Annotated in this window: 16 protein-coding genes; 4 read left to right on the top strand and 12 right to left on the bottom strand. The window is 76.6% G+C overall.

The genetic code is table 11. From position 1 onward, the window contains the following. The 5 genes from DT057_RS30430 to DT057_RS30410 all read right to left on the bottom strand — a co-directional run. Positions 1-1000: glycosyltransferase (locus DT057_RS30430; protein WP_128565799.1), on the bottom strand; the 1000-nt coding region annotated here is incomplete at its 3' end. Further along, on the bottom strand, positions 997-1758 hold the full coding sequence (locus DT057_RS30425) for a cytidylyltransferase domain-containing protein (RefSeq protein ID WP_203236419.1): 762 nt from the start codon (positions 1756-1758) through the stop codon (positions 997-999). The genes DT057_RS30425 and DT057_RS30430, both read right to left, overlap by 4 nt. Before the next feature lie 5 nt (positions 1759-1763). Continuing rightward, a complete protein-coding gene (locus DT057_RS30420; RefSeq protein WP_128565797.1) occupies positions 1764-2432 on the bottom strand; it encodes a class I SAM-dependent methyltransferase in 669 nt (222 codons plus the stop codon). Further along, on the bottom strand, positions 2429-3601 hold the full coding sequence (pseC, locus tag DT057_RS30415; protein ID WP_128565796.1) for a UDP-4-amino-4,6-dideoxy-N-acetyl-beta-L-altrosamine transaminase: 1173 nt from the start codon (positions 3599-3601) through the stop codon (positions 2429-2431). The genes DT057_RS30420 and pseC overlap by 4 nt, the downstream gene beginning before the upstream one ends. Positions 3602-3712: 111 nt before the next feature. Further along, positions 3713-4774, bottom strand: coding sequence for a glycosyltransferase (locus tag DT057_RS30410; protein ID WP_128565795.1), 1062 nt, complete (start codon positions 4772-4774; stop codon positions 3713-3715). Positions 4775-5150: 376 nt separating this feature from the next. Here DT057_RS30410 and DT057_RS30405 point away from each other — a divergent pair, with 376 nt between their 5' ends. Next, positions 5151-5516, top strand: a complete 366-nt coding sequence (locus DT057_RS30405; RefSeq protein WP_128565794.1) for a hypothetical protein — start codon at positions 5151-5153, stop codon at positions 5514-5516. Positions 5517-5544: 28 nt separating this feature from the next. On the opposite strand, the gene DT057_RS30400 is transcribed toward DT057_RS30405, so the two are convergent. From DT057_RS30400 to DT057_RS30390, 3 genes are read right to left on the bottom strand one after another with little or no spacing between them, the layout of a single operon-like run. After that, complete coding sequence (locus DT057_RS30400; protein ID WP_128565793.1) at positions 5545-6339, bottom strand: N-acyl homoserine lactonase family protein; 795 nt, start codon at positions 6337-6339, stop codon at positions 5545-5547. Positions 6340-6350: 11 nt separating this feature from the next. Then, positions 6351-7091, bottom strand: coding sequence for a GntR family transcriptional regulator (locus tag DT057_RS30395; protein WP_128565792.1), 741 nt, complete (start codon positions 7089-7091; stop codon positions 6351-6353). A 5-nt stretch (positions 7092-7096) separates the two neighbouring features. Then, positions 7097-7507 carry a carboxymuconolactone decarboxylase family protein gene (locus DT057_RS30390; protein WP_128565791.1) on the bottom strand — a complete coding sequence of 137 codons (411 nt, stop codon included), beginning with the start codon at positions 7505-7507 and terminating at the stop codon, positions 7097-7099. Between the two features lie 109 nt (positions 7508-7616). Between DT057_RS30390 and DT057_RS30385 the strand changes: the two genes are divergently transcribed. Next, complete coding sequence (locus DT057_RS30385) at positions 7617-8561, top strand: NAD(P)-dependent oxidoreductase (protein WP_238312683.1); 945 nt, start codon at positions 7617-7619, stop codon at positions 8559-8561. Here the strand turns inward: DT057_RS30385 and DT057_RS30380 are convergent. From DT057_RS30380 to DT057_RS30370, 3 genes are all read right to left on the bottom strand, one after another. After that, entirely contained in the window at positions 8533-8769 is a 237-nt protein-coding gene (locus DT057_RS30380) for a DUF6894 family protein (protein WP_128565790.1), read from the bottom strand. The genes DT057_RS30385 and DT057_RS30380 overlap by 29 nt on opposite strands. Positions 8770-8837: 68 nt before the next feature. Next, the gene (locus DT057_RS30375; RefSeq protein ID WP_128565789.1) at positions 8838-9422 is read right to left on the bottom strand and encodes a PAS domain-containing protein; all 585 of its coding nucleotides are present in this window, start codon (positions 9420-9422) and stop codon (positions 8838-8840) included. A gap of 712 nt (positions 9423-10134) precedes the next feature. Then, positions 10135-10404 (bottom strand): hypothetical protein, encoded by a 270-nt coding sequence (locus DT057_RS30370; RefSeq protein ID WP_238312684.1) that lies wholly within the window; start codon positions 10402-10404, stop codon positions 10135-10137. 671 nt (positions 10405-11075) lie between these two features. Between DT057_RS30370 and DT057_RS30365 the strand changes: the two genes are divergently transcribed. Next, entirely contained in the window at positions 11076-11378 is a 303-nt protein-coding gene (locus tag DT057_RS30365; RefSeq protein ID WP_128565788.1) for a hypothetical protein, read from the top strand. A 109-nt stretch (positions 11379-11487) separates the two neighbouring features. On the opposite strand, the gene DT057_RS30360 is transcribed toward DT057_RS30365, so the two are convergent. Then, complete coding sequence (locus DT057_RS30360) at positions 11488-12789, bottom strand: alpha/beta hydrolase (protein ID WP_238312686.1); 1302 nt, start codon at positions 12787-12789, stop codon at positions 11488-11490. Between the two features lie 260 nt (positions 12790-13049). Here DT057_RS30360 and DT057_RS30355 point away from each other — a divergent pair, with 260 nt between their 5' ends. Continuing rightward, entirely contained in the window at positions 13050-13841 is a 792-nt protein-coding gene (locus DT057_RS30355) for a glycosyltransferase family 2 protein (protein ID WP_128565786.1), read from the top strand. The last annotated feature ends 359 nt before the right edge of the window (positions 13842-14200 follow it).

Raw genomic sequence — 14200 nt, 5'->3', positions numbered from 1 at the left:
CCGCGAGGCCGGCGGCGGCCCGGTCGGGCCGGGCGGCGGCGGCGCGGAGCGCGGCGGCCAGCGCCGCGGGATCCCGCGGGGGCAGGACGTGACCGTGGCCGTCGAGGATCGCCGCGGCGTCGCCGACGTCGGTGGCCACCGCCACGAGCCCGCACGCCATGCCCTCGGCGAGGGCGTTCGAGAACCCCTCGCCGAAGGCCGAGGACGACACCACGAGGTCGCCGGCCGCGTAGAGCCGCGGCAGGTCGTCCCGGCGGCCGAGGGCGCGGACGTTCGGCGGCAGGCCCGCCAGGGACTCGGTGCCGGCGCCGGCGAGCCAGACGGTCACCTCGGGCACCGCCCCGGCCGCCGCGATCAGGCCGGCATGGTCCTTCATCGGGTCGAGGCGGGCGGCGTGCACCGCCACCACCGCGCCGCACGTCGCGCCGAGCTCGGCCCGCACAGCGGCGCGGGCGGCCCGGTCGGGCCGGAAGGTGTCGGTGTCGATCCCGTTCGGCACCACGGCGAGGCGGCGCGGGCGGTAGCCCTGCGCCAGGTGGAAGTCGGCGCCGGCCCGCGAGTTCGCGATCACCACGTCGGGCCAGCCGGAGACGCGCCGGGCGAGGGCGAGCAGGCGGCCGTAGCGCGCCGCGTCGATGTCGGAATTGCGCAGGCCCCAGGCGAGCCGGGTGGCGCGGGGCGCGCCGGCGAGGCGGTGGGCCGCGGCCGCGAACAGGTCGCCGTGGTAGAGCCAGCCCTGGACCACGCCCGGGCGCGTCGCGCGGATGCGCCGCGCCAGGGCGAGGAGCGTCGCGGCGGCCCCCGGCAGACCGCGCGGCGCCAGCACCTGGACCGGGATGCCGGCCGCGCGCAGGACGGCCTCGTTCGGGCCGCCCGAGAGGGCGACGACGGCCTGCGGCAGGCCGCGGGCCTGCAAGGTGCGGGTGAGCGCGACCAGCATCGTCTCGGCTCCGCCGGTGCGCAGGCCCGAGATGACGTGGAGCACCGGGGGCGGCGTCACGCCCGGGCGCCCGCCTCGGCGGCCAGGGAGGCGGCGTAGCCGGCATTGCGGACCTCGCCGGTGTTCAGGGCCGCGAGGCCCGGCTCCCGGTCGAGGAGCGCCAGCACGGCCTCGCTGCCGAAATCCGGGTCGGCCGGATGCAGGCGCTCGTAGACCGCGGTCACGAAGGCGAGGTCGCCGGGCGTGTCCACGGTCCAGCGCAGGTGCGAGAGGTCGCGCGGGGAGCGCCACTCGGCGGCGGCGAACCGCTCCGGCCGGGCGCGGATGAAGGGCGTCACGTGCTCGCGCTCGGAGGGCAGCACCGCCTCGCGGTCCGCCAGGCGCAGGGCCTCGGCCCCCACCACCTCGACGTCGAGCCCGTCCGGGAAGCTCGGGTGGAGGCAGTTGCTGGTGTAGGCCGCGCCCGCCGCCCGGTGGTGCGCGACCGTGGCGTCGATGACGTCCGGGTCGGCGAGCGGGCAATCGGCGGTGAGGCGCACGACCGTGCCGGCCCCGGGGGCGAGCGCCGCGAGCGCGCCGGCGAAGCGCCCGAGCACGTCGTCGAGGGCGCCGCGGTGCACCGCGACCTGCGCGCCGGCGAGCACCGCGGCCAGATGGTCGTCGCTCGGGTCGGTGCTCGTCGCCACGATCAGGCGGTCGAGGCTGCGGGCGCGCCGCACCCGGGCGATCTGGTGCAGGATCATCGGCAGCCCGAGGATCGGGCGCAGGACCTTGCCGGGCAGGCGCCCGGAGGACGTCCGGGCCTGGAGGATCGCCACGGTGCTCAACCGACCGCCGCCTTGACCAGCACCGCGACGGCCGAGCGGTTCATGCGGTCCGGCACCTGCGTCGAGACGAGGCCGGGCAGGCGCGGGCAGTCGTGGTCGTACTCGAGCCGGAAGGTCTCGCGGTAGCCGAGCGCCCGGAAGGGCGCGGCGTGGTCGGCCTTGTGGCTGAGGAGGGCGACGTCGCGGCGGTGATGGTAGGGCACCGCGAAGGGGGCGTCGGCGCAGAAATCGGCCAGCACCAGCACGCCGCCGGCGTCCACGACCCGGTCCACCTCCGCGACCGCGCGCGCGAGTCCGGGCCGGTCGACGAGGTAGAACACGAACGACACCAGCACGAGGTCGAAGGCGCCGGCGAACGGCACCCGGGCGAGGCTGCCGACCTGGAGCTCGAGGTCGGGCCAGGCCTCGGTCCCGGCCGCCACGGCCGCGCCGCTCGGATCGCAGCCGGCGAGGCGGCGCGCCGCCGGGAGATCCGGCCGCAGGGCGGCGAGGCGCCAGCCGTTGCTGCAGCCGAGGTCGGCCACGCTCCGGATGCGGTCGCGCCGGTCGAGCCCGCGCAGCACCTGCATCACCGGGTCGTCGCGGTCGCGCAGGGCCGCGGCGTTGCGCCGGTACCAGGCGTCGCCCTCGCCGGCGCGGAAGACCGCCTCCTGGTCGGTGCTCACGCCCGCAGTTCCGCGCACACGGCGCGCAGCGCCGCGATCACCGCGCCCTGCTGCGCCTCGGTAAGCTCCGCGAAGATCGGCAGCGACACCGCGCCGGCATAGTAGGCCTCGGCCCGCGGGAACTGCCCGGGCCCGAAGCCGAGGCGGCGGTAATAGGGCTGGGTGTGGACCGGGATGTAGTGGACCTGCACCCCGATGCCCCGGGCCCGCAGGGCCTCGAAGGCCGCCCGCCGCCCGCCGCGCAGCGCGCCCTCCCGGAAGCGGACGGGGTAGAGGTGGAGGGCCGAGGCGCCGTCCGGGTCCTGCCAGGGCCGCACCAGCGGCAGGTCCTCCAGCGCCGCGTCGTAGCGGGCCGCGATGGCGCGCCGGCGCGCCAGGAACGCGTCGAGGCGGCCGAGCTGCGACAGGCCGAGGGCGGCCTGGAGGTCGGTCAGGCGGTAGTTCGGGCCGAGGTCGATCTGCTCGTAGTACCAGGGCCCGTGGCTCTCCCCCTCGAGGAGGTCCGCCTCGCGGGTGACGCCGTGGGTGCGCAGGAGCCGCATCCGGACGGCGAGGGCCGGGTCGTTCGTGGTGGCGGCGCCGCCCTCCGCGGTGGTGATGATCTTCACCGGGTGGAAGCTGAAGACCGTCACGGCGGCGTGGCGCCCGCAGCCGACCGGCTCGCCCCGCCAGGTCGCCCCGAGGGCGTGCGAGGCATCCTCGACCACCCGGAAGCCGAACTCCTCCGCCAGCGCCCGGATCCGGTCGACCGCGCAGGGCTGGCCGGCGAAGTCCACCGTGGCGACGATCGCCGGCAGGCGCCCGCCCGCGGCCCGCGCCGCCGCGAGCTTGCGCGCCAGCGCCTCCGCGTCGAGGTTGTAGGTCATCGGGTCTATGTCGACGAAGTCGACGTCGGCGCCGCAGAGCCGCGCCGCGTTCGCGGTCGCCACGAAGGTATTGGGGGTGGTCCAGACGAGGTCGCCCGGCCCGAGGCCGAGCGCCCGGTAGGCGACGTGGAGCGCCGAGGTCGCGCTGTTGACCGCGACCGCCTCGGCCGCACCCGTGCGGGCGGCCAGCGCCGCCTCGAAGCGCGCCACCAGGGGCCCCTGGGTCAGGAAATCGGAGCGCAGCACCGCCGTGACGGCGGCGATGTCCGCCTCGTCGAGCGACTGGCGGCCGTACGGGATCATCGCGGCGCCCCGCCCGGACCGCTGTCCGTCACCCGGAGGAAACTGCTGTCGAACAACCCCGCACCTCGCCCGCTCGCCGGGGGCGGTGCCTCGGCCGTCGAAACCGCCCGCTTAACAGGCGGGCCGGGCGGCGTCGAGGTTGCGGGCGAGGGCCACCGCCCGCATCACCGCGCGGGTCTCGGCGGCGAAGCGCGCCGGGGCGTAGAGCGCCCGGACGCGCGCCCGCAGGCCCGGGTCGGGCGGGTGCGCGCGGGCATGCCGCAACGCCCGCGCGAAGGCGGCGGGCTCGGGGAGCGCGAGGCAGGCCGGATCGGCCCCCGCCTCCTCCACCATCTCCCGGTGCGCCGGGATGTCCGTGGCGACGAACGGGATGCCGGCCGCCAGCGCCTCGGCGAGGGCGAGGGGCTGGTTCTCGCGCAGCGCCGGGAACAGCGCGATGCCGGCGACCTCCTCCCACACCGCGGCGGCCGGGAGGCCCCCGAGGAGGCGGACGGCGCCGGGACAGGCCGCGGCCCGCCGGCGCAGGGCCTGCGCGTAGGCGCCGTTGAGGGGGGGGCCGATCAGGGCGAGGCTCGCCCCCTCGCCCTCGCGGGCCAGGAGCGCCAGGGTGTCGAGCGCCAGCATCTGGTTCTTGCGCGGCGTGAGCGCGCCGACGACCGCGAGGGCGGCGGGATCGCAGCCCTCGCGCGGGGCCGGCGGCGCCGTCAGGGGGTTGCGCACCCGGTCGGTCGGCAGGCGGGAGGCGTCCGCGCCGTGGCGGCTGATCACGATGCGGCGATCGGCGAGCGCCTCGCGGAGCCGGCGGGACAGGCCCTGCCCGGCCCCCGCGTGCAGGTGCCACACGATCGTGGGGCGCGGGCGCAGCGCCCGCGCGGCAAGGCCGTGGACGTAGAGCGACGGCTCGTCGTGGACGTAGACCACGTCCGGCCGGAAGGCCCGCAGGGCGGCGGCCTCCCGGGCGATCAGGCCGGCGAGGCGCGGCAGCGCCGCGAGCTTCGCCCGCGTCCCGGCGAGGGGCGCGGCGGGGAAGCGGGCCGGCGTCCGGACGTCGGCCTCCGGGATCGGCCCGCGCACCTGCACGACGTGCTCGGCCCGCAGGGCCTCGGCCGCCGCCAGCAGGACCCGCGTCGAGCCGCCATGGGTGTCGTACACGGTCGGGAGCATGATCCTCATCGGATCCTCGTCCTCACGGGAGCCTCACGGGCGGCCGGGCCCTGGCGCGTGGCGGGGATGGGGCGAAGCACGGGACCGGTCGCATCCCGCGTGCCTCCTGCCCGCCGCCATCCCGGGCAGGGGACGCCGGCGGACCGCGCGCGGCGCGGGATCGCGCAGGAACACCGCGCTCGCCGCCGGGTTGGTCCTGCGCCCTCGGCGCCGTGCCGGATCTGTCACGCGTTCCAACTCCATCGGGCGGCGCGGCGCCCTCGGCCACGTCCCGCCCCCGCGCCGCCCGGCGGCGACGGGACCGCGGCGCACGGCATGGGGGGACGTCCCGGTTCCGGGACGCGCCGGACGCCCGGGCGCCCGCCCGCACCGCGTGAGGAGACGCATGGCCGCACCCCGCCCAGACCTGCCCCCGACCCGCACGATCGAGCCGATCGCCGCCCCGCCGGACTCGGCCGAGCCGACGACGGCCCAGCTCAAGGCGGACATCGACAGCGGCCGCACCGGCGACAAGACCGAGGTGTTCGATCCGGGCCTGTCGCCGCTCGGCACCGACGACGAGGCCGCCGGCACCCCGGCGTCGCCCGAGCGGATCGCCCTCGCGCGCCGCACCGAGGGCCCGGAGCGCTGGCGCGGCGGCGGCGAGAAGGCGTCCGACGCCCATCGCGGGCAGAGCCGGGCGCTGCCGCTGTTCCTCGGGTTCATCGTCCTGGCGGCCATCGTGCTCGCCTGCACCCTCTGGCTGCGCTGAGGCGGCGCGGGCCGGCGCCGCCGCGTCGTCACGGCATCGGCGGCTCGTGCAGGCGCACGGCCTCGATCCCATCGACGTCGACGCGGGGATAGCGCCGCATGACCGCGGGGTCGTGCCCGGGCACGACGTGGTCGGGGCCGTCCGCCAGCGCCGCGAGGCGGTCCCAGCTCTCGAGAGTCGCCGCGACGTCGACCGTGATGGCGTACGGGTTCCGCGCCTCCATGTTGGCGTAGTAGTGCGCGGCGTCCGAGGCCAGCACCACGGCGCCCCGGGCCGTCCGCACCCGGACGCATTGCAGCCCCCGCGTGTGGCCGGGCACGAGGTGGACCGAGAGGCCGGGAAACAGCTCCGCGTCGCCATCCGCGAAGCGGACCCGGCCGGCGTAGACCCGCCGCACCATGGCGATCACGTCCTCGACCGCGAAGGCGCCGCGCAGGCGGGCGTGGCACATGCAGCGCCCGGTGGCGAAGGCCATCTCGGCGTCCTGCAGGTGGAAGGTGGCGTTGGGAAAGGCCGCGAGGTTGCCGGCGTGGTCGTAGTGCAGGTGGGTGATGATCACGTCGCGGACCGCCTCGGCCTCGACGCCGAGGGCCCGCAGGCCCTCGACGGGGTGCCGCAGGATGGTGCGGCCCCGCTCCGCCGCGGCCGGGTGGTCGAAGCCGGTATCGACCAGGATTGTGCGCTCGGGGCCGCGCACCACCCAGACGAAGTAGTCGAGCGGCATCGCCTCGTGCGGGTCGCCGTCCGGCGGGAACAGGAAGTTGTCGGCGGCGCGGCGCGCGTGCACGGCGTAGCGCAGGGCGAGGACCTCGTAGGTGCTCATGACGACCTCCCTCACGGGCCCCGGCGCGCCGCGAGCGCGCCCTGCGCCGCCGGCGCGCCCTGCGCCGCGGGCGCGCCCTCGCCCTCCTCCAGCACCGCGAGCGCCGCCGCGGCAGCCCGCTCGATGTGGGCGACGCAGGCGGCCTCCGCGGCCTCCGGATCCCCCTCGGCGATCGCCCGGGCGATCGCCCGAACCTCCTCGACGCTCCGCGCCAGGCGCCCGGGCCGGCCCATCGAGGTGACGCGCAGCAGCGTGATGCGGTTGTGCAGGGTGCTCAGCATCCCCATCGCCACCGCGTTGCCGCAGCCGCGCATGAGGGTCGCGTAGAAGGCGGTCTTGGCCGCGATCAGGGCCGCGGCGCCCGCCTCGTCCCGGGCCGCCTGCGCGAAGCGGGCGGCGTCGCGCTCGAGGGCCGCGACCTCCCGGGCGGGCCGGCGCCGCGCGAACTCGCGGCCCGCGTAGCCCTCGAGCAGGACCCGGACGGCGTAGATCTCCCGCGCCTCCGCGGCCGTGACGACGCTCACGGTCGGGCCGCGATGCGGCACGACGGTGACGAGCCCCTCGGCCTCGAGCTGGCGCAGCGCCTCGCGGATCGAGGTGCGGCCGACGCCCGTGAGGGCGCACAGCTCGCGCTCGATCAGCCGCTGGCCCGGCCTGAAGCGCCCGCCCGCGATGGCCTCGCGCAGCCGGCCCTCGACCAGGACCCGCAGGGTGGCGGGATGGCGCGCGACGCGGAGATCGGCGTCCTGCATGCGCTCTAGCGCGACGGCCCGACCGGCTCGCCGGTGACCGCGCCCTCGGCCTTGAGCACCTCGTGGGCCGCCTTGAAGGCGTCGAGGCCCGCCGGGATGCCGCAATACACGGTGGCGTGCAGCAGCACCTCCTTGATCTCGTCCACGCTCACGCCGTTGGCGAGCGCCCCCTTCACGTGGAGGCGCAGCTCGGCGGGCTTGCCCAGGGCCGTCAGCATGGCGAGGTTCAGGAGGCTGCGGGTGCGCCGGTCGAGCCCCTCGCGGGTCCAGGCGTAGCCCCAGCACCACTCGGTGGTGATGCGCTGGAACGCCATCATGAACTCGTCGGCCTTGGCGAGGCTGCCGTCGACGTAGTCGGGCCCGAGCACCGCGCGCCGGACCTCCAAGCCCTTCTGGAACTGCTCGCTCTCGGCCATGGCGCCTCTCCGGGGTGCGTGATCGCGCCAGCGTCCGGATTTCCTGCTTGTCTGTCAATCAGACAACGCGTTTGATGACGCGCCCCTGAGCGCCGCAGAGAGGATCGCCGTGCCCGAGACCGACAGCACCCCCCTCGCCCCACCGGCCCGCCTCGGGCTGATCGGCCTCGGCAAGATGGGGCTGCCCATGGGACGGCGGCTCGTCGCCTCCGGCTTCGCGGTCCGGGGCTTCGACCCCTTGGAGGAGGCCCGCGCGGCCTTCGCGGAGGCGGGCGGCACGGCCTGCGGCTCGGCCGCCGAGGCCGCGGCCGGGGCCGAGGCCGTCGTCACGATGCTGCCGAACGGCGAGGTCGTGCGGCGCGCGGTGCTGGAGGGCGCGGACGCGGTCGCCGGGGCCATGCGCCCCGGGGCGATCCTGATCGAGATGAGCTCGTCGGCGCCGCTCTCGACCCGGGCGCTGGGCGAGCGGCTCGCCGCCCTGGGGATCGGCCTCGTCGACGCGCCGGTCTCGGGCGGCGTGCGCAAGGCCGAGGCCGGCACCCTGTCGATCATGCTGGGGGGCGCCGGCCCCGCCCTGGCGCGCATCCGGCCGGTGCTGGAGGCGATGGGCAGCGCGCTGTTCGAGACCGGCCCCCTCGGCTCGGCCCACGCCATGAAGGCGCTCAACAACTACGTCTCCGCCGCCGGACTGATCGCGGCCTGCGAGGCGGTGCAGGTCGGCGCCGCCTTCGGGCTCGACCCGGTGGTGATGACCGACATCCTCAACGTCTCGACGGGGCGCAACAACGCGACCGAGAACAAGCTCAAGCCGTTCGTGCTGCCGGAGACCTACGATTCCGGCTTCGGTCTCGCGCTGATGACGAAGGATGTCGGGATCGCCGTGGAGCTGGCGGAGGCCCTCGGCCACCCGGCGCCGTTCTCGCACGCGGTGGCGGCGTTCGCCCGCAGCGCCCTCGCGCGGCTCGGGCCGGAGGCCGACCACACCGCGGTCGACCGCTACCTCAAGCTCCTGGCCGCGCCGTCCCTCAATGCAGGGTCGGGAGAGCCTGGCTGAACGGCACCACGATCAGGTTCTCGTCGTCCGCGTCGCCGACGCAGACGAACCAGTCCGAGAAGTCCGTCACCCCGTAGGCGCTCGCCATCAGGGTGCGGGCGATGCCGAGCGCGTGCTCGCGCGCCTCGCGGAGGTCCACGACGTCGGCGCCGCGGTAGTCGAGCATGAGTTCGTCGGCGTGGCCGCAATGGAAGTAGAGGTGGGTCATGGCACGGAACGCCCTGCGTTGATGCTCCCGAGTGTCGCCCGGGAGGGCCGGCGCTTCCGTGCCGATCGTCACACGATGAACCGGCGCGGCCGGCCCCGGGCCGGGCCGCCGCCCCGGGGCAGCCGGGCGAGGTTGCGCCCGATCTCGAGGAGCAGCATGTCGGCGAGCCGGCGCAGGAACGGATCGCCGAGCGCGTCGACCGCCTCGCGGACCGCGAGGCCGTGCGCCGCCGCCCGCTCGAGCGGAGGCTCCACCACCGCCGCCGTGTCGGTCATGTCTACGATCACGCCCTGCCCGCGGGCGGGCCGGCCCGCGGCGTCGTGCTCGCAGCGCCCGCAGGAGAGGACCCGGCGCTCCGCGGCCCCGTCCGGGCGGATGCGGTAGGCCAGCACGTAGGAGGTGCCCTCCGCGCAGGCCCGCGCGATCCGGGCCCGGACCATGGCGAGGTCCTCCGGATGGATCCGCTCGAGGAACAGGGCCGCCGCGCGCCCGGCCCCGGCGGCGCCGGGCGGTAGGCCGAACAGCGCCACCATCCGGTCGTCCACGTGCAGGAGGTTCGCCGGGATGTCCCAGCGCCAGGTGGCGACGGCGTCGTCCGCCTCGCACGCCGCCGCCAGCCCGTCCCGCGAGACTCCGACCCAATCTGCGCGCACAATTCACTCCAGGTTGCATTGCGATCGGGCCACGTTAGGGGCCGGAGGTCCGTCGGCACAACCGCCGCGATCCGTCGTCCCGACCGCCCGGGACCGCGGTGCGTGCGCCCGCAGGCGCAGTCGCGGGGTCCGGCACGGGGCGTCCGGAGCAGTCGAGGGACGATCAGACGGGATCGGCCGCGCCCCCGAAACCGGGATCGCGGCACTGCGCGCAGATCTGCGCGGCGCGCCGGGACGCGCGGATCATCCGGGACGCGTGCGCGTGGCGGGCGGGCGGAGCGCGTCGTCTTGCGCCGCCGATCGAATCGCGCTCTCGACTGTCACGATGGCGCTGTGACCGAAGCATCGCGGCGCCGTTCCCGCCAGCGACACACGGTCAGGCCGCCGCGAAAGACCTGACGAAACCGGCGCATCCTTGAGGAAGCGTGACATTTGCGCCGCAACCGGGCGAGGCTCCCCTGCGCCAACCGGGCCGGCGGCGCAGGTTCTCGCGGGCCCGGCCACGCGAAGACCTCGGGCGGGCTTGGGGGCGAGGGTCCAGTCCGGCAAGGTCGAGACCGAGCTTCCAGCGTCGCTCGACGCCACCCGTCAGAGCGGGCTCGAGGCGCTCAAGGAGCGTCACGGCGGAGCCTGGCAGGCGGCGCGGCCCGCCCGGGTCGAACGGCCTTCGGGGTCCGCACGAAAGCGGCTCGCCGCGGGGATCCGGCGCGCCCTACTTGTCGCACCCGATGCAGATGCCGGTGTCGATCCTGTCGTTGAGCCGCTCCTCGCGCGTGCGCTCCTGGATGCCGCGGTCGAGTTCCGCGTCGGAGCCCCCGGAGGGCGGCTTGGTGCGGCCGACCGCGCTGGTGTTCGGGGCCGTGATGGTCGCGGCCGGACCGCCGCCGGTGCCGGTCCGGTCGGGCAGCCCCTGCGCCGGGACCGCCAGGGGCCAGAGCAGCGCGGCGAGAGCGGCGGCGGCGCGCAGAGGTGTCACGTGCATCGGAGCCTCCCGTGGCTGACGAAGGGTGGCCGCCCCGGCGCCGGCCCGCCGGGCCGTCCCTCGGGATTCCGGCCGCGGGCGCGTCAGGACGCCGAGGAGCGCCGCCGGTCGGCGGGGGCGGTGCGGTGGTCCGGGTGGTGGCCGAACACGCCGACGGCGACCAGGACGGCCACGAGCGCCAAGCCGATCACGAAAGCCTGCATACTCAACTCCTTCACGCGGAACGGGCCCACGACCGCGTGCGATCGATCTCCCAGGGTGCTCGCCGGAGCCGCGGCCCGGCCGTGCGCTCCTCTAGGCCGCGCTGTGCGACAGGGAGACGACGGCCGGCATACGCGGCGGCGTCCCCACTCTGCACGGCACGGAGCGTCGTTCCAGCCGAAATGTGCGGCGTACCGCTCAATCGAGCGGCATGGCGGCAAGATCTTGAAAGTCGATGCGCGACAGCGAACGATCACGGCAAGGTTCGGTTCGCCGTCTCCGCCGCGACGTCGGGCCCGGCGCCGCCGCCGGAACGGTCGCGCGCCCGCGCCGTTGCCCCGGTCCACCCGCGCGAGGCGCGCCCAGTGCGGCCCGCCGCACGCTACCCGCCGAAGGCGAGCCGCCGCAGGCGAGCCGCCGCAGGCGAGCCGCCGCAGGCGAGCCGCCGCAGGCGGCCACGAGGACGACCCATGACACGATTCCTGCGCACCCTGCTCGCCCTCCCGCTCCTCGCCGGCGGCGTCGCCGCGGCCTCCGCGCAGGGGATCGGCCACGGCTCGGGCACCGCCGCGCCCTCCAGCGGCAACACCGGCTCGGGCATGTCGAGCCAGCCCCCCGGGGCCGGGATCGGAGGCAACAATCCGGGCAGCATGGGCTCGACCGGGACCCAGGGCGAGAGCGGCGGCAACATGGGCACGGGCTCGACGGTGTCGCGCCCGGGCCCCACCGGCAGCGGTGCCCCCGGCACCGGCCCGGGCAGCCAGTCCCGCTGAGCGCGGGGCCGCGGGACGGGCGGGCCCGGGTCGCCGCCGCTCGTCCCATCCGCCCGCCCATCCGCCCGCGGGCGCCGCGGGCTCGGGCCGCACCGGCCCGCTCCCGTCCTCAGCGGCCGGACAGCGCCCGGGCCGGCGCGGTGGCGAGGTCGACGGTCGCGCCCGCGGTGTCGCCGAGGCCCTGGCCGAGGTTGCGCAGGTGCTCGCCGTAGGTCTCGCGGCTCTGGGCGTCGATCACCGCGACCGGGGCCGAGACCGCGAGGCCGGCCGCCGTGCCGACCGTGGCGGCGGCCCCCGCCGTCATCTGCACGATGCGGTCGCCGAGGCCGACGCGCGAATCCGTGACGGTCTGCCCCTGCGCCAGGCGGCGGCCGAGGAGCGCGACGAGCTGCGGGCTGCCGGCGAACTTGCCGTGGTTGAGCGCGTCGTCGGACTTCGCGTCCGTCAGGTTGAGGACCGCGATGTTCTCGCGGGCGAGCTCGCTGCGGTAGGGCTCGGCGCCCGGGTCGATGGCGCCGAGGCGGGCGCCGCCGCTGCCCCAGACCAGGCGCGAGACCGCGAGGGCGTTGTCGTCCTGCGAGACGAACAGGCTGAGCTTCGGCCGGCCCGGCCCCATGTCGCGGAATGCCTCGCGGGCGAGGTCGACGTCGACGTCGGGCGCGGCCAGCACCACGTTGCGGATCTTCCCGGCCACCCGTCCGTCGCGGATCGCCATCTGGCGCAGGGATTCGAGCACCAGCCAGTTGCCCATCGAGTGGGCCAGCACGGTGATCTCGTCGACCTCGGGGTTCCGCGCGAGGCGGCGCAGCACGCCCTCGAGGGCGTTGCGCGAGTAGTTGGTGCTCTCCCGGTCGTAGCCGTAGGCCAGCACGCTGCCGCGGGAGGGCCAGGTGAACAGCACCGGCACCACCTCGGCGCGGGTGTCGTGGACGATCTGGGCGAAGCGGTAGACCGCGTCCTCGAAGCGGTTGTTGAAGCCGTGGACGAAGACCAGCACCTGCCGCCGGCCCGACCGCGCCGTCTGCCGGCGCAGTCGCGACGTCGCCTCCATGCGGTCGAGCGTGTCGGCCCGCAGCGTCACGAAGTCGGTGGCGGGGTCGCCCGGCAGGCTCCTGGGCCATTGCACGGTGCCGGGGGCGCGGACGGCGTCGGGCGGGATCGAGACCGTGATGTCGGCGTAGGCGAGGGCCGGGCCCCGCTCGCCCGAGTACATCTCGCCCGCGGTGGCGGCCTCCTTGCGGGTGGTGGCGACCAGGATGTCGACCCGGCTCGCCCCCGGCACCGTGGCGGCGACCGGCGCCAGGACGCCCCGCGGGGTGCCCGCGCAGGCCCCGAGCCACGCCGCCAGCGCCAGGGCGAGACCCGCCCTCGGCGCCCGCCATCCCGAGCCGACGCCCAAGCCTACGTCCAAGCCGACGCCTACGCCTACGCCACGAACGCCCATGACCCGCCACGATTCCCCGCCGGCGCCGCCGGCCTGCCCCGAGGAGAGCCCTGCCGGTGCGGCACCAATGGGGCGGGCCGGCCGCGGGCGCCGCCCCGCGGGCGACGGCGCGTCGATTGCGGCCCCCTGTGGCCGCGGGGCCGCTTGTCCGCGGTCGGGCGTTGCGGCAAGAGCACGGTCCCGCCCTCCAGGATCCCGAGACCGGCGCGATCCCCGCCGCGACGCCCATGGCCGCCCCGCTCCCGCTCTCCGTCTTCCTCATCGCGCACAACGAGGCCGACCGCATCGGCGCGACGATCGCGGCGGTGCGCGCCCTGAGCGACGACGTGGTGGTGGTCGATTCCGGCTCGACCGACGGCACGCAGGACATCGCGGCCGCCCTCGGGGCCCGGGTGATCCACAACGACTGGCCGGGCTACGGCCGGCAGAAGCGCTTCGCCGAGGAGCAGTGCCGCCACGTCTGGATGCTCAACCTCGACGCCGACGAGGTGGTCCCGCCGGGCCTCGCGGCCGAGATCCGGCAGCTTCTCGCGGCGGGCGAGCCGCCGCACCCGGCCTACCGCCTCGGCATCGCGGAGGTGTTTCCGGGCGAGGCCGCGCCCCACCCTTGGGCCTACACGCTGTGGCCGGTGCGGCTCTACCGGCGCGACCGGGGCCGCTACTCGACCTCGCCGGTGCACGACCGGGTCGACCTCGCCGAGGGGGCGAGCGCGGGCCGCCTGCGGGGCGTGATCCACCACTTCTCGGTGCGCTCCCTCGGCGACCAGCTCGACAAGCTCAACCGCTACTCCGACCGGCAGGCCGACGACCTCGAGGCCCGCGGGGTCGCGATCCCGACCTGGCGCATCTTCGTCGAGCTGCCCGGCAACTTCCTGAAGGCCTATCTCGGCCGGCGCCACTTCGTACGCGGGGTCTACGGCTTCCTGACGGCGATGAACTACGCCATCTCGCGCCACCTGCGCGTCGCCAAGCACTACGAGCGCCGCGTCACGGCGCGGCGCGCCCCCCCCGTCCCATGAGGCGCGCGCCGCCCGTGGCCCGCCCCGGGGCGGATTCGGGCACCGCGCCGTCGCGGGCCTCGCGCACGAGGCCAGGCCCGGCGGCCGTTCCCGACCGACACGGGCCGGCTCCGAGGGCCTGACTCCCCGGCCGCGCCCGCCTATGGTGGGCGTGGCCGTGGCATCGTCCCGAGGCCGCCGGCGCGGGAGTCAAGCGACTGTTGGCCATCGAGGCCCGTACCCGGCCGGGAGCGCGCGCGCAGGCGGCGCCCGCGCCCGCATGCCTGGGCGGGGCCTCGTGCCTGGGCGGGCGCTCGTGCCCGGGCGGGGCCTGGAGCGCACCCGGCCTCCCCGGGGGGCGCGGCGTCGCGGCGGCCCCG

The organism is Methylobacterium crusticola (assembly GCF_003574465.1).
Lineage (GTDB): Bacteria > Pseudomonadota > Alphaproteobacteria > Rhizobiales > Beijerinckiaceae > Methylobacterium > Methylobacterium crusticola.
Note: the sequence above shows the minus strand (reverse complement) of the source record. Positions and strands in the feature narration are given on the sequence as shown.